18 protein-coding genes are annotated in these 21,221 nt (G+C 63.0%); 10 read left to right on the forward strand and 8 right to left on the reverse strand.

What is annotated here, in order from left to right; genetic code table 11:
* Nucleotides 1-30: 30 nt before the first annotated feature.
* From ABGM93_RS18090 to ABGM93_RS18105, 4 genes are all read right to left on the reverse strand, one after another.
* Nucleotides 31-1,722, reverse strand: a complete 1,692-nt coding sequence (locus ABGM93_RS18090) for an ABC transporter ATP-binding protein (RefSeq protein WP_321501840.1) — start codon at nucleotides 1,720-1,722, stop codon at nucleotides 31-33.
* A gap of 2 nt (nucleotides 1,723-1,724) precedes the next feature.
* On the reverse strand, nucleotides 1,725-2,564 hold the full coding sequence (locus ABGM93_RS18095; protein WP_319775269.1) for an ABC transporter permease: 840 nt from the start codon (nucleotides 2,562-2,564) through the stop codon (nucleotides 1,725-1,727).
* On the reverse strand, nucleotides 2,561-3,532 hold the full coding sequence (locus ABGM93_RS18100; protein ID WP_321333375.1) for an ABC transporter permease: 972 nt from the start codon (nucleotides 3,530-3,532) through the stop codon (nucleotides 2,561-2,563). The genes ABGM93_RS18095 and ABGM93_RS18100 overlap by 4 nt, the downstream gene beginning before the upstream one ends.
* A gap of 66 nt (nucleotides 3,533-3,598) precedes the next feature.
* Nucleotides 3,599-5,152 (reverse strand): ABC transporter substrate-binding protein, encoded by a 1,554-nt coding sequence (locus ABGM93_RS18105; RefSeq protein WP_321501842.1) that lies wholly within the window; start codon nucleotides 5,150-5,152, stop codon nucleotides 3,599-3,601.
* A 274-nt stretch (nucleotides 5,153-5,426) separates the two neighbouring features.
* Here ABGM93_RS18105 and ABGM93_RS18110 point away from each other — a divergent pair, with 274 nt between their 5' ends.
* The gene (locus ABGM93_RS18110) at nucleotides 5,427-6,338 is read left to right on the forward strand and encodes a glyoxylate/hydroxypyruvate reductase A (RefSeq protein ID WP_321501844.1); all 912 of its coding nucleotides are present in this window, start codon (nucleotides 5,427-5,429) and stop codon (nucleotides 6,336-6,338) included.
* Nucleotides 6,339-6,415: 77 nt separating this feature from the next.
* Here the strand turns inward: ABGM93_RS18110 and ABGM93_RS18115 are convergent, their stop codons facing one another.
* From ABGM93_RS18115 to ABGM93_RS18130, 4 genes are read right to left on the reverse strand one after another with little or no spacing between them, the layout of a single operon-like run.
* Nucleotides 6,416-7,255 (reverse strand): FHA domain-containing protein, encoded by an 840-nt coding sequence (locus ABGM93_RS18115; RefSeq protein ID WP_321501846.1) that lies wholly within the window; start codon nucleotides 7,253-7,255, stop codon nucleotides 6,416-6,418.
* 13 nt (nucleotides 7,256-7,268) lie between these two features.
* Nucleotides 7,269-7,931, reverse strand: a complete 663-nt coding sequence (locus ABGM93_RS18120; RefSeq protein WP_321501848.1) for a hypothetical protein — start codon at nucleotides 7,929-7,931, stop codon at nucleotides 7,269-7,271.
* 17 nt (nucleotides 7,932-7,948) lie between these two features.
* Complete coding sequence (locus ABGM93_RS18125) at nucleotides 7,949-9,640, reverse strand: peptidoglycan-binding domain-containing protein (RefSeq protein ID WP_321501850.1); 1,692 nt, start codon at nucleotides 9,638-9,640, stop codon at nucleotides 7,949-7,951.
* A gap of 32 nt (nucleotides 9,641-9,672) precedes the next feature.
* Nucleotides 9,673-11,400 (reverse strand): FHA domain-containing protein, encoded by a 1,728-nt coding sequence (locus ABGM93_RS18130; protein WP_321501852.1) that lies wholly within the window; start codon nucleotides 11,398-11,400, stop codon nucleotides 9,673-9,675.
* Nucleotides 11,401-11,571: 171 nt separating this feature from the next.
* Here ABGM93_RS18130 and ABGM93_RS18135 point away from each other — a divergent pair, with 171 nt between their 5' ends.
* The 9 genes from ABGM93_RS18135 (at nucleotide 11,572) to hutG (ending at nucleotide 21,202) form a co-directional block, all read left to right on the forward strand.
* The gene (locus ABGM93_RS18135; RefSeq protein WP_321501854.1) at nucleotides 11,572-13,983 is read left to right on the forward strand and encodes a serine/threonine-protein kinase; all 2,412 of its coding nucleotides are present in this window, start codon (nucleotides 11,572-11,574) and stop codon (nucleotides 13,981-13,983) included.
* A 107-nt stretch (nucleotides 13,984-14,090) separates the two neighbouring features.
* A complete protein-coding gene (locus ABGM93_RS18140) occupies nucleotides 14,091-15,620 on the forward strand; it encodes an FHA domain-containing protein (protein WP_321501857.1) in 1,530 nt (509 codons plus the stop codon).
* Between the two features lie 52 nt (nucleotides 15,621-15,672).
* Nucleotides 15,673-16,215 (forward strand): FHA domain-containing protein, encoded by a 543-nt coding sequence (locus ABGM93_RS18145; RefSeq protein WP_321501860.1) that lies wholly within the window; start codon nucleotides 15,673-15,675, stop codon nucleotides 16,213-16,215.
* Complete coding sequence (locus ABGM93_RS18150) at nucleotides 16,212-16,970, forward strand: protein phosphatase 2C domain-containing protein (protein WP_321501862.1); 759 nt, start codon at nucleotides 16,212-16,214, stop codon at nucleotides 16,968-16,970. The genes ABGM93_RS18145 and ABGM93_RS18150 overlap by 4 nt, the downstream gene beginning before the upstream one ends.
* 379 nt (nucleotides 16,971-17,349) lie before the next feature.
* Nucleotides 17,350-18,081 (forward strand): IclR family transcriptional regulator, encoded by a 732-nt coding sequence (locus ABGM93_RS18155; protein ID WP_321501865.1) that lies wholly within the window; start codon nucleotides 17,350-17,352, stop codon nucleotides 18,079-18,081.
* Between the two features lie 14 nt (nucleotides 18,082-18,095).
* Nucleotides 18,096-18,839 (forward strand): transporter substrate-binding domain-containing protein, encoded by a 744-nt coding sequence (locus tag ABGM93_RS18160; RefSeq protein ID WP_321501867.1) that lies wholly within the window; start codon nucleotides 18,096-18,098, stop codon nucleotides 18,837-18,839.
* Nucleotides 18,840-18,876: 37 nt separating this feature from the next.
* On the forward strand, nucleotides 18,877-19,545 hold the full coding sequence (locus tag ABGM93_RS18165) for an amino acid ABC transporter permease (protein ID WP_321333348.1): 669 nt from the start codon (nucleotides 18,877-18,879) through the stop codon (nucleotides 19,543-19,545).
* Complete coding sequence (locus tag ABGM93_RS18170) at nucleotides 19,542-20,303, forward strand: amino acid ABC transporter ATP-binding protein (RefSeq protein WP_321501869.1); 762 nt, start codon at nucleotides 19,542-19,544, stop codon at nucleotides 20,301-20,303. Before ABGM93_RS18165 ends, ABGM93_RS18170 begins: the two co-directional genes overlap by 4 nt.
* A 74-nt stretch (nucleotides 20,304-20,377) precedes the next feature.
* Nucleotides 20,378-21,202, forward strand: a complete 825-nt coding sequence (hutG, locus tag ABGM93_RS18175) for an N-formylglutamate deformylase (protein ID WP_321501870.1) — start codon at nucleotides 20,378-20,380, stop codon at nucleotides 21,200-21,202.
* The last annotated feature ends 19 nt before the right edge of the window (nucleotides 21,203-21,221 follow it).

A 21,221-nucleotide genomic window follows, 5' to 3' on the forward strand; every position in this document is an offset into this window, starting at 1 on the left:
GCTCAAGGGCCGGTAATGGGTAATCGCGGTTCAGGCTGATGCCAGTTCCGCCATGCGAGCTTCCTTCTCCCGGCCCGGAATGGCTTCGATGAGGTTGCGCGTATAGGGATGCTGCGGGTTTTCGAAAATGGTCTTTGCGCTGCCCATTTCCACGGCCTCGCCGGTCTGCATGACCAGCACCCGGTCGCAGATCCTGGCGGCAACGCGCAGATCGTGGGTGATGAAGACGAGTGACAGGTTGAAGGTCTGTTTGAGCTCTTCCAGCAGTTCCAGAACCTGAGCCTGAATGGAGACGTCGAGCGCGGAAACCGCCTCGTCGGCCACGATGATTTCCGGTTTCAGGGCAAGCGCGCGGGCAATGCCGATGCGCTGGCGCTGCCCGCCTGAAAACTCATGCGGAAAGCGTTCGGCGGCGGATGCGTCCAGGCCGACCAGTTCCAGAAGCCGGGCGGCCTCCTTGAACGCGGATGCCGGGTCCTCGCCAAAGGCGATGGGGCCGGAGGCGATGATGCGACCGACCTTCTCGCGCGGGTTGAGCGAGGAATAGGGGTCCTGGAAGATCATCTGGATGCGCTTGCGCATTGTGCGCAGCGCCTCGCCCTTCAGATGGGCGATGTCCTTCCCATCCAGCATGACGCGCCCGCCGTCAGGGTCCTGAAGGCGCACGAGACAGCGCCCGACGGAGGATTTTCCCGAGCCGCTTTCGCCCACGATGCCGAGCGTTTCGCCGCGCGCCAGCGTGAAGGAGACGTCCTTGACCGCATGAACCTCGCGCTGTTTGGAAAAGAGACCGCCGCCCATGCGATAGATCTTGGACAGCTTGTCGACCTCCAGAAGCGGGGCCTGTTCGCCCGCTGCATTGTCTGTCTCTTCCGCGGTGCCGGTGGGAATGGCGTCGATCAGCTTGCGCGTATAGGAGTGCTGCGGCGAAAGCAGGACCTCGTCCGCAGTGCCCTGTTCCACGATCCGGCCATGCTGCATCACGGTCACCTGATCGGCGATCTCCGCCACCACGCCGAAATCGTGGGTGATGAACATCACGGCCATCTTGTGTGTGCGCTGCAGATTGCGGATCAACTCAAGGATCTGGGCCTGCGTGGTCACGTCGAGCGCGGTGGTCGGTTCGTCCGCAATCAGCACTTCCGGCTCAAGCGCCAGCGCCATGGCGATCATGACACGCTGGCGCTGGCCGCCGGAGAGCTGGAAGGGATAGGACTGGGCCGCGCGCTGCGGGTCGGGCAGGCCAACCTCGGTGAGCAGCTCCAGCGCGCGGGCCTTGCGCTCAGACGGGGTGAGGACGTTATGGGCCTCGAAGACTTCCTCGATCTGCGCCGACACCTTCATCAGCGGATTGAGGGCGGTCATCGGTTCCTGGAAGATCATCGCAACGCGGCGGCCGCGAATGTCGTAGAAGGCGTTGGGGGGCATTTCCAGCAGGTCTTCACCGCCCAGCAGGATGCGACCGGCCGCGACGCGGACCATGTCCGGCAGCAGTCCCATCAGCGCGTTGGCTGACATGGACTTGCCCGAGCCGCTCTCGCCCACCACGCAGACGATCTCGCCGGGATAGATGTCGAAGCTGACGCGGTCGACGGCGAAGACGCGATCCGCGCCTTCGGGAAGGGCGATGCTCAGCTTCTGGATCTGGACGATCGGGGCGCCTTCTGGCCGGTTCTTCGCGCCGGGGTGGAAGAAGGCCTTTTCGCGGGGTTCAACGCTCATGGTCATTTTCCCTTCCGGCTGAGGCGCGGGTTGAGGGCGTCGTTCAGGCCTTCCCCGACGAGGTTGAGGGCCAGCACGGTCAAGAGGATCAGGACGCCGGGGAAGAAGCTCACCCACCATGCCTGACGGATCACGGTGCGGCCCGCGCCGATGATGTAGCCCCATGACATGACATTGGCATCGCCCAGCCCCATGAAGGAGAGCGCGCTTTCAACCAGGATGGCGGCGGCCACCATCATGGAGGCGAGCACGATGATCGGCGACAGGGTGTTGGGCAGGATCTGGCGCCAGATGACGGTCGCCGGCTTCTGGCCCGACAGGATCGCGGCATCGACGAAATCGCGCGATTTCAGCGACATGACCTCGCCGCGCAGAAGGCGGGCGACGGGCGGCCAGGAAACGATGGCGATGGCGATGACGATGGAGGTGATGGAGGGCTGGAAGATGGCCACCAGCACCACGGCGAGCGCAAAGCTCGGGACGGACTGAAAAAGCTCGGTGAAGCGCATCAGCACGTCATCGATGACGCCGCCGAAATAGCCTGCAATCGCCCCGATGGGGATGCCGATCATCAGCGATACGACAGTGGAGACGAGGCCGACGAGCAGCGAGATATAGGCCCCGTGGGCGACGCCGGAGGCGAGGTTGCGGCCCATCGTGTCGGTTCCGAGGAAGAACTCCCCGTTCTGGAAGGGCGGCATGAAGGGACGTTGGACCATGGCCCAGGGCGAGGTGGGGAAGAGGACGGGCGCCAGCACCGCGAGCACGATGATCGCAAAGAGGATCAGCAGCCCGGCGACCGCGCCGCGGTGCTTTGAGAAGCGTTTCCAGAAATCGGTCATGACGTCACCCGAATCCGAGGATCGACGAAGCGGTAGAGCACGTCCGTGATCAAGTTGAAGAGGAGCACCATGGCGGCGGAGACGACGAAGACGCCGAGCAGCAGATTGTAGTCGCGCTGGGAGAGCGCCTCGAACATCAGCCGCCCGATGCCGGGCCAGGCGAACACGGTTTCGATGAGGACCGCACCACCGACGAGCTGGCCGGCCTGGAGGCCTGCGAGCGTGACGACGGGAAGAAGCGCATTGCGCAGCACGTGGCGGCGCTGGATCACGCCGGGCCTGAGGCCCTTGGCCTTGGCGGTCTTGACGAAATCCATCTGCGAGACCTCCAGCATGGAGGCGCGGGTCATGCGCACATAGACGGCCATGAAGAAGAGGCCGAGCGTCATGGCGGGCAGCACGAGGTGGTGCGCGATGTCGAGCGCGCGCGAAAATCCGGTATAGCCGGCGCCCACGGTCTCGTAGCCGAAGCCGGGCAACCAGCCGAGCTGGATGGAGAACAGCAGCACCGCCATCAGGGCCAGCCAGAAGAGCGGCGTCGCATAGAAGATCAGCGCGAAGAGCGAAATCAGCGTGTCGGAGAGCCGTCCCTGCCGGGCGGCGGCGAGGGCGCCTGCCAGAACACCGAGGGCGAGGGAAACGGCAAAGGCGGACATCGACAACAGCAACGTGGCGGGCAGGCGGTCGAGGATCAGGTCGAGGACGGGGAGCTGCTGGCGGTAGGAGAAGCCAAGGTCGAGCTGGGCGACGTGGGAGACGTAGACCCACAGCTGGACGTGGAAGGGTTTGTCGAGGCCGAAGCGTTCGCGCAGCTGTTCCAGAAACTGGGGATCAGCGTCGCCCGCTTCGCCCGCCATGACAGCGGCCGGGTCGCCCGGAGCCGCATGGATGAGGCAGAAATTCGCGATAGTGATGACGAGCAGGATGAGGGCGGCGCGCACAAGCCTGCCGGCGATGAAACGGGTCATCTCGGTCTCCGGACCAAAGGGTCACACGGGAAGTGGAAGAGCGGGCAGAGCCCGCCCTTCGCTCTCTCAGGGCTTGATCCAGGCATCACGGATCGAGTTCGGCAGACCGGATGCGGTCGACACGAGGTTCTCGACTTTGCAATTGTAGATCGTGGGGAAGCTCAGTTCGAGCAGCCATGCGACGGGCACGTCCTGACGCAGCTTGGCCTGCACCTCGGTGTAGAGCTCCTGGCGCTTGGAGGCCGGGAAGGCGACGGCGGCTTCGTCGAAGATCTTGTCGACTTCCGGGTTGGAATAGCCTTCCACATTGTTGAAGGGGTTGCCCTTGGCAATCTGGGAGGTCTTGTAGTTCCGGTCGACGCCAATGGCCGGATCACCGTTCTGGTAGAGATAGGTGAAGGCGATGTCGTAGTCCCACTGCGAGGTCTTCTGGTTCCAGCCGGCGACATCGGTGGATTCGATCTCGACCGGGATGCCGACCTGCGCGAGGTTCTGCTTCACGGCTTCCGCCCAGCGCTGCCAGGTTTCGCCATAGGGCAGCGGCAGCAGGCGCAGCGGCTTGCCGTCATAGCCGATCTCTTCCAGCAGGGCCTTGGCCTTTGCCGGATCATAGGGGTAGCTGGGGCCTGTGTCGGAGTAGAACGGGATCTTGGAAGAGATCGGGCCGGTGGAGACCTTGCCGTAGCCGTTCCAGATCACATCCTTGGCGAATTCGCGATCCATCGCGTACATGATCGCCTGACGGAATTTCGGATTGTCCAGCGGGGCCGTCCGGTTGTTGAGCCACATCCAGGACAGCGGCGCGAAATACTCCCAGCCCTTTTCGGTGACGCAGGAATTGGGCAGTTCGGCCAGGCGCGGAATGTCGAAATTCTCAACCGAGCCACCCGGCAGAACGGCGACATTGCCGGTCTCGAAGGCGACCGCGCGCGAAGCGCCGTCGGGAATGACGTGGTAGTAGAGCTCGTCGATATAGGGCTTGCCTTCGAGGTAGTAGTCCTCGTTCTTGACCAGCTTGATGTAGCTGCCGCGCTTCCACTCCGCCAGCTTGTAGGGGCCGGTGCCGATCGGCTTCTCGTTGGCCGGATTGGTTGCGTAGTCCGTGCCTTCATAGATGTGCTTGGGGATGATCGGCATCGTGTAGAAGGCAAGGCCGCGGATGAAGGCCTCGAAGGGCTCTTTCAGCTTGAACACGACGGTGTAGTCGTCGGGCGCGGTGACGCTTTCCACGTGGCTCATCAGGTTGCGATGACGCGGCTGCATCTTGAGAAGGTAGTCGTTGGCGGAGAACAGAACGTCAGCGGCCGTCATCGGCTTGCCATCGTGCCATTTCACGCCCTCCACCAGCTTGAAGGTGTAGGTGAGGCCGTCTTCGGAGACGGTCCAGGACGAGGCCAGAGACGGCATCGGGCTGAGCTTCTCGTCGTAGCGCAGCAGACCTTCATAAATGTTGCCGCCAACAAGGATCGCCGGGCCGTTGGTGACCACACCGAGCATGACGCTGGGCGGTTCGGGCTGGACGATGAGATCGAGCTTGCCGCCGCTTACCGGTTCTGCGAGTACGGCGGATGCGGAAAGCGATAGGGTGAGTGCAAGGGGGATTGATAGCAGTCGTCGCATTGGCTTTTCCCTTCGGAAGATTTGGTTCTGAGAAGGCAGCTGTTCTTGACGACAGCTTGCGATATATCGATATATCGCGGACAGCTTGACGCACCCCCCACAAAGACGTCAAGCATGGGACGAAGCGGAAATTGCCTTCACTCTCCGTACGCCTAAAATTAATTCACCTTGCACAGAACACATCAGAGCGAATGCCAACGAAATGACCAAAAAGACCACTGCACCCACTACGTCAAAGGCCTCTGGGCACGATAACGAACGCCCGATTGTTGCGTTGATCAGCGCTCATGTGGACATGAGCTTCATGCGCGGGCCGATCGCCAAGGCGATGCCGGAGGCGGATGTTCGCCTCTGGCCGAACGAGGATATCTCGCAGGCCGATGTCGCCTTGTGCTGGCGTCCCCCGCACGGCGTTCTGGGCGACATGAAGCGCCTGCGCCTGGTTCATGGCATCGCCGCCGGTGTCGACAACATCCTCAGCGTCCCGGATTTGCCCGAGGTGCCCGTCTGTCGCGTCGTTGATCCGAACCATGCGCGCGGCATCGTCGAATATGCGACATGGGCGACCTTGTTCTTCCATCGCGGTTTCGACGTGTTCCAGCGCAACCGGCTCAAGCGCGCCTGGGTTCAGCCGCGCCAGCACCGGGCTGACAAGATCACGGTCGGCATCATGGGGTGGGGCAATCTCGGCAGGGCCGTGGGCGGGGCGCTGAAGGACCTCGGCTACAATGTGCGCGCCTGGGCGCGCAGCGCCCATGAGGCGGACGGCATCGCGGTCTTTGCGGGCGACGAACAGCGCGCGGCCTTCCTTGAAGAGACGAACATTCTGATTGCGCTTCTGCCGCTGACGGCGGAGACGAATGACATTCTCAATGCCGACCTCTTTGCCCAGATGCCCAAGGGGGCCGCGCTGGTGAATATCGGGCGCGGGGAGCTCTTGAACGAGCCGGACCTTCTCGCCTCGCTCGATGCCGGGCACTTGCGCGGCGCGGTTCTGGATGTTTTCGAACAGGAGCCGCTGCCCGAGGACAGCCCCCTGTGGGTCCATCCCCGTGTGTTCGTAACCCCGCATATCGCCTCCATGGCCGACCCGAATGTGATTGCCACGCAGATGGCGGAAAACATCCGGCGCGCTTTTGCGGGCGAGGCGGTCGTCAATGAGGTCGACCGGACGCGCGGCTACTAGAAGTCGCCACCAGGAAAGGCGTGGGCGAGACCTGCGTAAGGTCTCGCCTTCCCAAGCCCCCCTCATGCGCGCGCGGGTCAGCGGAACAGGAGCGTGCTGATGCCGAGGGTGACGGTGGCATTTGCAGGCAGGGTTTGCGGGGCTGTCGCCGATACCGTGACGGTCCCGATTTTTGTGCCGTTCGTGGAGCCCTTGCCGGTGCCCGCGCCATCGATGATTTCGAGCCGGTCGCCCCGTCGCCACACGATGCAATGCCGGCTGGAGACCTGCGTGTCGCCGGTCAGCAGCAGATCCGCCCAGTTCGGATCGCGGCCGATCCTGAATTCCCCCGACTTCGCGAAAGCGCGCCCTGACGCCAGCAAGGCCGACTGTCCCTTGTGGGGGCCTGCAACGATCTCCACCCGTTGGGGTAATTCGGGCGTGCGCGGTGCGGACGCGGGGCGAGATGGCGAGGCGGGCGCGGGGGATTGGGGGCGGGAGTTTCCGCTGGAGCGCGCCGGGGCGCGGATGGGGGCCTCGCCAGTGATATCCGACCGGAAAAGGACTTCTGCGCTGCAATTGCAGGCGGGCAGGCGGTTCGGGTGCACGGCGTAACCGCAGCCCAGCAAGAGCGATGAGAACCGTTTCAGCCGCCAGCCCAGCGTTGAGGCGGCCGGGTTGCGGTGGCCGACATGCAGGCCGCAGCAAAAGCGGCCCGGCGACCAGCCGCTGAAGACGATTTCCGCCAGGAACAGATAGGCAATCAAGCCCAACGGTACGCCCACCCAGTACCACTGATGGACGAGCGCGAAGGGAAAGCCCCGTTTCGGCAACAGATCGCCGCCCAGCTTCCAAACGGCCAGAAGCAGTGCTGCGTCGATGAGAAAGGCGGAGAGAGAGAGCCTCGCAAGAGCGCGTTCGCGGTGATCGGTGGTCATGCCGGGCCTTTCGCTACAGGCCGAAGGTGACGAGCGCCGACACAAGGGCCACGCCGGAGAAGGTGAGGATCAATGTCGCGCGTCGTTCGATGGTGAGGGGATCCATGTCGCGCCTCAGAGCGAAATAAACCTGGATGATCAATGTCGCCGCAGCGATCCCGATCACGGTCAGCGCGAAGGCCTTGGCGTCGGGCTGTTCCTTTGGAGCAGGCAGGATCTGCTGACCGACCATGGTCAGGAACAGGCCGCAAAGCGCGGTCACCCCCACCCCGATGACGCGCAGTCCGTCGTCGCGGGTTCTGGACAGCGGTGCGGTGACCAGCGCCAGCAGCCAGCCGATGGAACAGGTGGCGATGGAAAAGACCAGCAACCGCCCGGCGGGCAGCCGCAGGAGGCTTTCGACAAGCCCGAAGCCCGCGCGGTTTCCGCCGGAAGACGATCCGCCGAACAGCAGACCTGCAAGCGTGTCGGAGGAAAAGATGAAGGACACGAGCGCGGCGAGCGTCTGCAACGGCGCGTTCTGGATGAGTTTCCAGTAATGCGCCAGGTCGTTGCGCAGCCCACGGAACATGTCCAGCGGGATTTGCAACGCCCACCCCATGCCTGAATGCGCGGGATGTCGGCGCGGCTCGGTCTGCTTGGGATTGATCGGGCCGCGCCGTCTGCTGGGTGCCATCGTCGGTGACCTGTCGCTCAGTAGCAATGCAGCGTTGCCGACCTGGACGGGTCGTTCAGATCAATCTCGCACTGACCGGCAAGGCTGGCGATCACGAAAGAACCTTCCTTGAGGGAGGAGGACCACTTCTTGTTCTTCTTGTCCTGATCGACGACGACGTATTTGTATTGGTATTCGCCCTGCACGCAGGGGCCGGTGAGATAGATCGTGCCGTCGCCATTATCCGTCATGACCGCACTCTCCGGGGTGGAGATATTGAAGTGATTGACCTTGTCATTGGCCTCCGGGAAGTTGAACGACACATAGAGGCTTTCGCCGCACTGCGCGGGTTTGGCGGGGGATGCGCTGGCCGGAATGGCTTTGGCCGGGGCGGCGGCCGCGTCGCCCTTGAGCGCGACAGGTGTCGGGGCGACTTCCGCCTTTTCGACCAGAGCCGCCGGGTCGGTTGCCGCCGGTGTGGCTTCAGGGGTGGTCTTGGCCGCGGGCGCGACGGCAGGCGTTGCTGGGGCGGGCGCGCTTTCAGGCTCGGCCTTGGCCACGACCATCGGGGGCTCATGCTTCGCGTCGCGCTCGGTCAGCTTGATCAGCAGGGCGATCATCTTTTCCGCCTGTGCGCGCCAGTCATTGGCCTCGGATTTGGAGGTGAAGCTGTCGATGGTGTTGAGCGCGACGTCGCTGCCGGTGGCCGGGTCGGGCATGGAAATGCGCAGCCACTCGTCGGAGAGATCGTGCGGGGCGATCTCGATCGTCTCGACCCCGCCGACGATCTTGCGCGGCGCAGCCGGATCGCGGACCGAGATCTCCAGAAGGCCATCGGGCAGAAGCATCGCGTTCTCGACGTCGCTCAGGTCGCCTTTCTGGAGGACCTCCTTCGTGAACTTCTCAAGCTGAGATTGCGCCAATCGGTATTCGGCGATTGTCGGTGTGACCGCCGGGGTGGAGGCAACCGCAGGCATCGCGGTGGCACCGCCCTGTGGCGCGAAGACGTTGATGGTCTCGCCATCGTCCGGTGAGACGAACGGGACCGGCTTGACGCCCATCAGCGCGGTGGCGCCGATGGCGGATTGCGGGGTGAAGCCCTCGGCACTGGCCTGGCGGAACAGTTCAGCGCGTTCGCGCGCGCTGAGGCGACCGGTTGGCGCGTTGCCGAGCGATCGCTGGAACTCCGCCGCGGCCCTGCGGCTGCCGGGCCCGTAATCGCCGTCGATGCCTTTTCTGTAATAGCCGAGTGTCTTGAGCGCGCGCTGGATGTCCATCACATCCTCTTTGACCTGCGCGAGAATATCCCTCTGATCGTTCTTGGAGAGGGTGCGTCCAGGCTGCACGATGACGCGCTTCTTGTTGCAGGTCAGGCAGCCGGCCCAGCCCTGGTCCGGGCCGTATTTGCGCTCAAGTTCCTTGCGGAAAACGATGGGGGCGGCCGCCAGCGCCGTGCCGACGATGATGGCACCCGCATTGCCGCGCGCAATGCCCACGACCGCAAGGCCCACGCCAATCCCCTGAAGCACCTTGAGGCCCAGTCTCGGATCGTTGGTCTTGCCCTTTCTCTTGGGCTTGTTCGCCTTCTTGAAGAAATTGCCGATCGCGTCCGCCTGGGCTTCGCTGGAAACGTAGCGCGCAAGCGGAGCAGGGGCGGCCATGGGCGCGAGGGTCAGGCCGCCGGCCAGAGCGATGACAAGACCTGTCTTCAATATCGGGGTGTTGATCATCGGGATGCCTCGTTCTGTTCGGTGATCCGATTTCAATGGGTGTGCGACAGGGACGTCTTCACGTCCCCGAAGCGCAATTCCCGCACGTTCTCAACCGGCAGCGGGTCGTCTGCGACCCGCCGTCCATCGACGAAGGTGCCATTGGAAGAGTTCCGGTCGACCACGCAGAGCCGCCCGGCCGCATCAATCACCAGAGCTGCGTGATGACGGGAGACGGACGGGTGGTCGATCGGGCAGTCATTGTCCGGGGCCCGGCCGATGCTGGCGACTTCCGCAAGCGCGCCGGGCGCAACCGACTGGCCTGTGCTTGTCACGGGGTGCTGAAAGACCCGTCCTTCGGCGTCGAACCCGGAGAGTATCCATGTGCTGGCCGTATTCGGACGTGGCGCCTGCCTGCCGATGGAAACGGTGAACGCACAGGTGCCGAGGGTGACTTGCGCGCCGTCGTGCAAGAGCACGCTCTGATCGGTTGGCAGATGGCAACCGTCCATGCGGATGCCATTGGTGGAGCCCAGATCCCGGATCATCACGTCGCCTGACGCATGGCATTCAATCCTCGCATGACGACGCGACACGGACGCGTCGTCGATGGCAATGTCTGCATCGCGGATGTCGCGGCCAAGAAGGACGCCAGCCGGACCGTTTCGCTTCAGAAGGGCGGTCAGGTCGTGGGATGTGCCATCCTTCCCGATCAGCTGCACCGTTGCGACCGGATCGGGTGTCGGGTTGGCGATGACGGTACGGCCCACATTGTCTGTCGCAACGTCATCGATTGCAACGCCGTCGGCGCCGGAAAACGCAGCGGAATGCGAGGCCGCGCTGCCGTAAGGCGCCATATTGCGCTGGCGCATCATCACGGCGAGGCTCGTTAGCGAGAAAAGGGCGAAGGACAGCGTCGACAAGGTTCCCAGCGCCCATAGCCGACCCGGCGTCTTGCCAGACCGGCAGCGCCCGGACGAAAGGTTCGCGGCGACGTTTTCTTCCTGCAGCGCCGCCAGCACCTCGCGCACATGCACCGACGATTCCAGCGCGCCCGGCGTCTGGAACTCCACCACGCCGTTCCCTTTTGCCGCATTGGCGATGTCGTTGAAACGGATCTGGGCGGTCTGGCTGAGCGTGTTGACACCGATGACGCGATGGCAGCTGTCGAGCAGCGGGCCGCCGCTGTTGCCGGAATTTACATTTGCGCTGTGCTGGATCGTCAGACGGCTCGAACCGGGGACCTGTCGCTGGACGGTGCCGGTGGAGACGGTGGCGTCGGTGAGAATGGCCGTGGCCTGCGCCACGTTGATCTGGCCCTTGGCGGAGATGGTCGCCAGATTGTCCGCAGCACCGGGATAGCCGATTGCCTCCACGACGTCGCGCTTTTTGAGGTCGTCTTCTGCGATGTCCGCCAGCGTGAGAACCGCGCCGGGGATCGGCGTCAGGCCGCGCAGGATCGCCAGATCCTGCTGCCTGTCATGCCACATGATGCGCAGGCGCACCTTTTCCAGTTCATCGCCCTGGCGGTAGAGGGCGAAGAGCGCATCCGCGTTGCGCACGACATGGTAGTTGGTGACCAGAACGCCCGGCTGGGCGACCTTGAACCCGGTTCCCATCGACAGGCTTCCGCGCGCGCTCTTGTTGATGATCCGGTAGACGCCGCTCTCCACGTCGTCCGCGCTGGCGCCGGCAACAAGAAGGTAGACCGCCGCAGTCGCGAGCACGATCGCCGCGATCAATGCGTGGAACGGTTTGGAAATCAGATAATTCAAATTCAATTTGGGCGTCCGATGCGTGGAAGTGTTGTGAAAATCGGGCAAATCCCGTAACGGTAGCCTTGGACATATTGGTTGTTCGGTCAAGCGCGGACCTCGTGTTTTTGCGTTCAAATCGACTGGTTCAAACGTCTGGTCTGAAAATCGATCGTAGTTGGGGGCAGCGCGATTTTGATGAACGGAAAAAATACGCTCGCACCCGGCACGATGCTGCGTCAGTACAGACTGGAAAAGGTGATCGGCCAGGGCGGTTTCGGGATCACCTATCTTGCCTATGACACCGAGCTGCACCGCAACGTTGCCATCAAGGAGTGCTATCCGCGCGATTTCGTCTCTCGCGACGGGACAACAGTTCTTCCCACGGGCTCCGACACCAAGGTCGATTTCGACTGGGCGGTGGAGAAATTCATTGCCGAAGCGACCACGCTGGCAAAATTCCGCCATCCGGGCATCGTGCAGGTTCTGCAGATCCTCAAGGGTGAAAACAACAGCGCCTACATGGTGCTGGAATATGTCGAGGGGCAATCGCTCGACCAGTGGCTGAAGTCTCTGCCGTCCACGCCCTCGCAGGCCCAGCTCGAAGCGGTGATCGCGCCGATGCTCGATGCGTTGGAGGCGGTGCACCGCGCGAATTTCACCCATCGCGATATCGCGCCCGACAACATCTTCATCCGCAAGACGGGCGAGGCCGTGCTGCTCGATTTCGGCGCGGCGAAGCTGACGGCGGGCCAGCAGAGCCGGACCATGCATCAGGTCGTCAAGGACGGCTATTCCGCACCGGAGCAATATTACGCAGAGGGGCGGCAGGGCCCCTGGACCGATATCTACGCCTTTGCCGCAACGCTCTATCGTTGCCTGAGCGGGCAGAAACCCGTCGATGCCATGGCGCGGCTCGACGCAATCCATAATGGCAATGCCGATCCGTTGCCGCCGCTGGAAAGCCTGGGGCTGAATGGGTTCACGCCGGAGTTTCTGGCGGCCATTTCGGCGGGGCTTTCGCCGCAGGCGCGCGCGCGCCCGCAAACGGTCGGGAGCTGGCATCTTGCGCTCTTGGGGCATTCGGGCAGCGAGGGGGCGGGCAAGGAGACTGTGCCGCCGTCTTCCGGCGCCGGTGTTTTCTCAAGGCGTGAAACGGAGGGGCCTGCAAGCGGGAAACCGGCGCGCGCGGTTGCGGGCAAAGGTCGTGCCGGGGGGCGGGGGCTGCGCTGGGCGGCGGTCGCCTTGCTGATTGCCGGTCTTGCCGGAGGCGGCTTTGCGGTCCAATGGTACGAAGGCCGACAGCAGGAATTGGCGGTCCAGGCCGGGCGCGATGCCGCGAAAGCGGAGGCCGACAGGCTGGCGGCGGAGAGGACGGCCACAGCCGCGGCCGCGGCAGCGCAGGCGGATGACTGGGCGGCTGCAGCCAAGCTGGACACGCGCGCGGCCTATGAGGGCTTTCTCGCGCGATATCCGCAGAGCGAGCGGCAAGGCGAGGTCGCGGCCGCGCTTGATGCGCTCGATGCACCCTGGCAGGTGACGCTTTCGGATGAGACTTACGGCAGGGCGCATGCGGTCGCGGCGCATGCGGCCGGCATTGCGGTCGCAGGGGAGATCGACGGGGGCGGCGATGTCGGGCGGCAGGGTGTGCTTCACAATCTCTCGCTTTCGGGAAAGCTGCGCTGGACCTCGGTCTTCGGGGACAACGGCGATGACAGCTTTCGTGCGGTTGTGGCCATGCCGGATGGCGGCTTCGTTTGTGCCGGAATTTCGCAGTCCGGAGCGCAGCAATCTCAAGGCATTGTGGCGCGGTTTTCCTCATCCGGGGCGCGTCTGTGGTCGCGCCGCTTCGGCGGGCCGGGGCTCGATGGTCTTCAGACGCTGGTTCGGCTTTCAAACGGCAATCTGGTGGCTGCGGGCGGTTCTTCGCGCATCGCGGGCAGCCGGATGGAGGGCTGGCTTCTGACGCTCTCGCCCAGTGGCGAACTGATCAGCGAACGCACATTCGCGACCGCGGAAGGCGGTGTGTTCAATGCAGTGGCTGCGGCTCCCGGCGGGGGGCTGTTGCTGGCGGGCTCTTCCGGCATCCGTGATGCTGTGACATCGCAGTTCTGGGCGGTGAAGCTCTCCTCCGACGGCAGCATCTTGTTCAACCGGTCCTTCGGAGGCCGCGACAGCGACCGGATCAATGCGATGGCAGCCGGGGCCGATGGCACATTCATCATGGTCGGCGAAACCCGCAGCTTCGGCACCCAGACGGATGACGGCTTTCTGGTCAGGGTCACGGCGGACAACAAGATGCCGCCCAAGCCCTATCTGAAACCGGGCGAGGACGTTCTGACCAGCGTCATAACCACCGAGGCTGGGGACGTTCTTGTGGTGGGGCGTTCGGATTCCGACCGCAGCAAGGGCATGTCGGCGCTTGTGATGCGCTATTCGCCGGACCTGCGTGAAATCAAGAGCGAATGGCTGCTGTCGGGGGAAGGGGTGCTGGAGGCGCGTGGCGTCGCGCAGGTCGATGGCCGGTCCATTGTCGTTGCGGGGAGTTTCAAGCCGGAGGGCGCTGGTCGTCAGGTCATGTGGGTTCGGAAGTTGACCGAGGGGAATTGAGGAAATTACCGAAAGTCGGAATTTCGGTTTCCGTGGTTTACAGCGTAGTGCAGTGCGCTTAAGAATCATGGAAGTGGATGTAGAGTTGTTATACGTGCTGGGGGCGCATGCGTTTCATATTTCTATTTGCGATGATTGTCTTCGGGGCGACATTCAACGCGTCGGCTGCAGGCGGGAAGCTTTATTCCGATTGCAATATTGTCGGTCCGGATGGCGCGCAGCTTTTCGAATGCGCGTTTCGCTCTCGCGAGCCGAAGGTGGTGAAACGGGCTGAGTTGTCGGTGAACGGACAGCCGGTATCGGGCGCGAGCTTCTCTTCCTTTCTGGACGGCGATGGCAAGGCGGCCTGGTTGTTCCTGATCGACCGTTCCAATCCGCGCCGGGCCGCGACCGTCAAGAGAAGCGTCGAACTCGTCAGCGATCTCTATGCGCAGGCCAATGCCCGCAACATCATGGCGGTGGCCACTTTCGCGGGCGACATGCAGATGCATATCTCTCCCGGCGACCCATATGCGGACGTCGCCCAACGGCTGGCGGGGGTGACTGCCGACGGCGCGGCAACGGCGTTCTATCTTTCCGCGATACAGGCCATCGAGGTACTGGAAAGCGTGGATGCGCAGCGGCGCGCGCTGGTCATCATTTCCGACGGCAAGGCGGAAGACACCGCCTATGGCCATGGGGATGTGGTGGACAAGGCACGCGCGGCCGGTGTCGTGATCTATGGCATCGGTTTTGCGGAGAGGGCCTCGGAGACTGTGGACCTCCAGCAGGTGGAGCGTCTGGCCTCGGAAACGGGCGGCCCGTTCGTCAGCGCCGTGGGCGATGCGCCGCTTCCCCGGAATTTTCTTGCGAACTTCACGCGCTATCTGACCAATGGCGGCTCGGTCAGCGCGCCTGCGGGCGAGCTTGTGGGCGAGCTCTCGACCCGGCTCGATATTGCTTATGAAGACGGGACTTCTCAACAGAGCGACGCGTTCAATCTCTATATCAAGAGGCCGGAGCCTGTCGTGGACGTGGTCGAGCCCGCGCCGGAACCCGAGCCTGAGCCCGAGCCGGCACCGCTTCCCCTGATCGCGAAGATCTATCAGAGTTTTGAAGGTATCTGGACGGAGGCTTCGCAGTGGGCTCTCGCCAATCAGGCAGTGGCCTGGCTGTTGCTGGTGGCTCCTTTCGTGCTGCTCGCGATGATCGTGCTGGTGTTGCTGAAACGCAGTCGCGAGGAGGCGGGGGAACCGGCGGCGGACTTGCAAAACGCTGAGCCGGAGCCGGAAACCCCGATCACGGAGGTTCTGTCCGGCGATGACCTGCGCACCACGGTTCTGGCCAATGGCAGCGTGAATGCAGGGATGATGATCGGCGCGTTCGAGCCGCTTGACGGCGGGCCGCGTTTCGAAATCCGTGAGCAGAATGTCACGATCGGGCGGCATTCGGAAAACGACTTCCAGCTCGACGACGAGACGGTGCATCGCCACCACGCGGTGTTCCACATCTCGCCCGATGGTCATCCGGTGATCACGGATCTGGATACGGTCAATGGTGTCACGGTCAACGGCGAGCGGGTTTCGAAGGCGGAGTTGAAATCCGGTGACGTTGTTGCGCTGGGCGAAGCGCAGTTCCGCTTTGTCGAAGGGGGGTAACCCATCGGGCCGACAGGCCGGAGGCGGGTGGCTTTGAAGGAAGGCGAATGCGATGAGTGATGATCAACCGACCCGTGTCATCAGGACAGGTACGCCATCGGCACCGGGGGACGCTGCGGGCGGTGGCGAGGTGACCCGTGTGATAGGTTCGGGACGGCCCGGACGTATGCCGGGCGAGCCGGAAACCCACGTCCTGAGGGGGGTTGACCAGACGCAGGCCCACGAAGGCGGCGGTGTCTATGAGCTTACCGCCGGTTGGCTGGTCGTGATCGCCGGTCCGGGGCGCGGGGCCTCAAGGGAGATCTTTTTCGGCATGAACAGCGTCGGGCGGAGCCCCGACCAGCGCATTCCTCTCGATTTCGGGGATGAGAGCATCTCGCGCGAGGCACATGCCTTCATCGTCTATGACGAGATGCAGCATGACTTCTACGTCCAGCATGGCGGCAAGGCCAATCTCGTGCGTCTCAACGGCAAACCTGTGCTGGCGCCTGCGGAGCTGAAGCACGGCGATATTCTGGAAATCGGGGCGACAAAGCTGCTCTTCGTGCCGCTGTGTTCCGAGAGCTTCAACTGGTCGGATACGCAAGGCGAATGACCCTGTATTGGGACTGCGCCGACATCCAGGTCATCGGAGAGCGGAAGGGCCAGGAGGACTACAGTCGCTTTCATGTGGAGAGCGACGGAGCCCTCTGCATTCTGGCCGATGGCATGGGCGGGCATGCGGCCGGCGATGTGGCGGCCCGGCTTGCGGTCGATACCTTTCTGACGACGTGTCTTGAGGTTGGCTTTCCGTGGGCGGACCATTTCCTTTTCGCGCTCAACGAAGCGAACAAGGCGATTGCTGCGGGGGTGCGCGAGGAGCCGGCCCGGCAGGGAATGGGGTGCACGCTGGTGGCGGTCGAACTGCGCGACGGCCGCCTGCGCTGGCTCAGCGTCGGCGATTCCCGGCTCTACCTTTATCGCGGGGGCGATCTCAGTCGTCTCAATGCCGATCATTCCATGGCAGGCCGGTTGGACGCGCTCGTTGCTACGGGGGAGATCAGCGTGGAACAGGCAAATGCCGATCCCTCGCGCAACATGCTTCTCTCTGCCCTGACGGGCGAGCAGATCGGGCTCACCGATTACAATTTTCGCGGGCGTGATGTCGGGGCGGGCGATCTCGTCGTACTGGCAAGCGACGGGCTCGACACGCTGGACAGGGCAGAGCTTCATGCGTGTCTTGAAAGGTATTCCGGCTGGCGGGCAGAGGATATCGCCCGCGGGCTCGTGTCCTGCGTCATCAAGCGGGGCAGGCCGCGCCAGGACAACACGACCGCCCTGGTCGTGCGCGTGACCTCCGCCATCTCCTAGGCGTCTTCGACAACGCTTCGCAAAGCCATGGGCCCGTCCGGGCCGAAATGTCGAATCCCGCATCCAATCCCTGTCTCGAAATGCCGGGCGCAGTCCGTGTGCGCCCCGGGAAAGCCTGTGCCGGGCACGCCGGGCAACAGGTTGTCCACGGCGTAGGCGCGGATCTTTCCAGGCACAGACACAGACACAGGCACAGATGCCCGAAATCCTTCCGAAACAGGGGGTTGTGGGTGTCGGTGATGCCTTGTTCGACGGCCACGCGAAGCCGGTGGCTCCCGTGCCGACGCGGCGCGCAGGTGCATAGTTTGTTGACACGGTCTATTTTCTAGACAATTCTTATTTAATAGCTTTTCAATTCTCAATTAATGAGAAAGTGACAATGTCTGCTTCCGAGCGTGTTCTGGATGCACTGATTGCCGTCGCCGGCGCTCCGCGGCCCATGACCGCTGCGCAATTGGCGGAAACGCTCGACGTGCCTCTGTCGTCGGCCTATCGCCACATCGCGTTGCTGAAGAAATACGATCTGATTGTCGATCTGGGGCGCGACGCGGGACTTGTGCCGGGGCCTGCCTGCTGGCGGCTCGGTCAGGCGATGGACAACATGGAGATGGTCGCCTCGCTCGCGCGGCCTGTCATGCTCGAACTCTCACGCGTGACGCAGGAAAGCGTGGGATTGATGCAGGCGGTCGCCGCCGAGGTCTTTTGCGCGGACATGATCGAAAGCTCGCTGTCGCTGCGCTGCTCCTTCGCCAAGGGACGGGCGCAGCCGCTGAACAAGGGTGCTTCTGCCAAGCTTCTTCTTGCCTACATGTCCGAAAACACACGGCGCCTTGCGCTTCAAGGGCTTCCGCGCGGTGTGGAGTTTGCGGCGCTGGAGACGGAGCTCGCGACGATCCGGTCCAAAGGTTACGCCGTCAGCGAGAGCGAGGTTGATTTCGGTGTCTGGGGCGTGAGCGCGCCGGTCCTCGGGCCGGGGCGGCGACTTGTCTGCGGTCTCACACTGATGGTTCCGGTCATCCGGGTGGGCGACCGGCTCAACGAATTTGTCTCGGCCACCGTCAAGGCCGCGGCAGATATCAGTCTGCTTCTGGCAGGAAGCAGCGATCAATAAAGAGGGAAATGACAATGAAACTCTGGAAAAAGATGGCGCTCGGCGCCGCATGTGCACTTTCACTGGCAGGTGTTGCCCACGCACAGGACGCCAAGGTTCTGAACGTCGCCACCGACGCGACCTTCCCCCCGTTTGAATATTACGAAGACGGCAAGATGACCGGCTTCGACATCGACATGATCAATGCGCTCGGCGAAAAGATGGGCCGCGAGATCAAGTGGACCCAGATCGACTTCAAGGGTCTGGTTCCGGGTCTCGTCGCCAAGCGCTTCGATGTGGCGGTCTCCGCGATCTACATCACGGACGCGCGCAAGAAGGTCGTCGACTTCTCCGACACCTATTATCCGGGCGGTCTGGTCGTGCTGACCAAGGCCGACAACGAGACCATCAAGAGCCCGGCGGATCTGGCCGGCAAGAAGGTCTCCGTTCAGGTCGGTACCAAGTCGGTGGCCTATCTGAACGAACATTATCCGGAAGCGAAGCTCGTCGAGGTGGAGAAGAACGAGGAGATGTTCAACCTCGTGCTCATCGGGCGCGCGGAAGCGGCTGTCACCGGCAAGCCGGCGGCGCTTCTCTTTGCCAGCAAGAACCCTTCCATCCGCGTGATCCCCGATCAGGTGACCACCGAGGAATACGGCATCGCCGTGCGCAAGGATCTGCCGGACGTGACCAAGGCCTTCAACAAGGCGCTCGCGGAGATCAAGGCCGATGGCACTTACGATGCGCTGGTCGACAAGTGGTTCGGCGGCGTGAAGTAAGCCGTTTCTGACAAGAGTATCTTCGGGGAGTTCTAAGATGGAATTCGATTTCTCGCCGGTATGGGAAGGGTTTCCGGATCTTCTTCACGGTGCATTGGTCACTGTGGAGGTGACGGTTGCCTCGCTTGTGCTGAGCATCATCGTCGGTCTGCTGATCGGCATGGCACGGCTCAATCCGGCTCGGCGGATCGTCTATGGCGTGGCTTCGACCTACGTCCTGTTCTTTCGCGGAACTCCCCTGCTCGTCCAATTGTTCCTGCTGTTTTTCGGCCTGCCGCAATTCGACATCATGCTGCCCGCCTTCTTTTGCGGCGTGATCGGGCTGGGGCTCTATTCCGGCTCCTACGTGTCGGAAATCGTGCGCGGCGCGATCCAGTCCATCGATCGCGGACAGATGGAGGCGGCGCGCTCCATGGGCATGTCCTATGGCCAGGCCATGCGGATCATCATCCTGCCGCAGGCGATCCTGCGCATGGTGCCGCCGTTGGGTAACGAGTTCATCGCGCTGATCAAGAATTCCGCGCTCGTCTCGCTGCTCACGATCTCCGACCTCATGCATGAAGGTCAGAAGATCATTTCCGTTTCCTACCGTTCGCTGGAGGTCTATCTCGTCGTGGCGCTGATCTATCTGGTCCTCACGAGCGCGGCGGGCATGACCTTGCGGCTTCTTGAACGGCGTATGCGCCTTGGAGGGATGGTTCAGTGACCGAGACCGTGAAACCCATTCTGGAAATCCGCGATCTGGGCAAGGATTTCGGCGAAATCAACGTGCTGCGTGACATCTCGCTCGATGTGATGCCCTCGCAGGTGGTGGTGGTGATCGGACCGTCCGGATCGGGCAAGAGCACGCTTTTGCGTTGCTGCAACTGCCTTGAAGTGCCGCAGCGCGGGTCCATCCGCATCTGCGACAAGGATCTGGTGGTCGATGGCGTGATGCTGCCTGAGCGCGAGCTGAACGCGCTGCGCATGCAGGTTGGCATGGTGTTCCAGGGCTTCAACCTGTTCCCGCATCTTTCCGTCCTCGACAATGTGGCCGTCGGCCCGCGCAAACTCAGGGGCCTGAGCCAGAAGGCGTCGGAGGAGATCGCGCTCAATCTTCTGGCCAAGGTCGGCCTGAAGGATCGAGCGAATGCCTATCCCGCCCAGCTTTCCGGCGGTCAGAAGCAGCGCGTCGCCATTGCGCGGGCGCTTGCCATGGAACCGAAGGTGATGCTCTTCGACGAGCCGACCTCCGCCCTCGACCCGGAGCTTGTGGGTGAAGTGCTTCAGGTGATGAAGCAACTCGCCAAGGAAGGCATGACCATGATCGTGGTGACCCACGAGATGGGCTTTGCCCGCGAGGTGGCCGACGAGGTGCTGGTGATGGATGGCACGGTCATCGAGCACGGCAAGCCGGATGAGGTCTTCGCCAATCCCAAGCATGAACGCACGCAGAATTTCCTTCGCTCGATCCTGAGCAATTGAGCTGAAGGTCTGCTTGCGGGGCGGTCAGGCGGTGGCCGCCGCCCTTCTTGATACCGCCCCAAAGGATACGAAAAATGAGCGATCAATCGCCGGCCGATGCGGTCTACGAAGTCAGCCCCGGCACGTCTCCCGTCGTCCTGGCAATGCCGCACACCGGCACCCATGTGCCGCCCGCCATCATGGCCCGGCTGAATGAACTCGGTCAGACCGTCAGCGACACCGACTGGCATATTCACCGCCTCTATGACGGGCTGCTGCCGAACGCGACCAAGGTGCGGGCCCTGTTCAGCCGCTACGTTATCGACGCCAACCGCGACCCTGAAGGTGTGAGCCTCTATCCGGGCCAAAACACCACCACGCTGGTGCCGACAATCGATTTCGACAACAACCCGATCTGGGTGGAAGGTCAGGAACCGGGCGCGCAGGACATCGCGGAGCGTCTCGCCGCATTCCATCAGCCCTATCACGCCGCCGTTGCCGCCGAACTCAAGCGGGTGAAGGACATCCACGGCATCGCGGTGCTCTTCGATTGCCATTCCATCCGCTCAAATATCCCGTTTCTGTTCGAAGGCACCTTGCCGGACCTCAATCTGGGCACGAATGGCGGGACGTCCTGTGCACCGGAAATCGAGGCGGCTGCGCTCGCTGCGGCCAAAGCCTCCGATTACACGAGCGTTCTCAACGGTCGCTTCAAGGGGGGCTGGACGACCCGTCATTACGGGCGTCCCGAAGAGGGCATTCATGCGATCCAGCTGGAGCTTGCCCAGTCCACGCATCTGGCGAGCGAGGCGCTGCCCTTCGACTACGATCCGGCAAAGGCGGAGAAGCTGCGCAAGACGCTCGCCGACATGTTGGGCCGGATCGAGGCTTACGCGCTCAGCGTTTCGACCAGGGCCTGATTGCGGCCCGCGTAGCTCG

This window comes from Breoghania sp., from assembly GCF_963674635.1.
In the GTDB taxonomy this organism is placed as follows: Bacteria; Pseudomonadota; Alphaproteobacteria; order Rhizobiales; family Stappiaceae; genus Breoghania.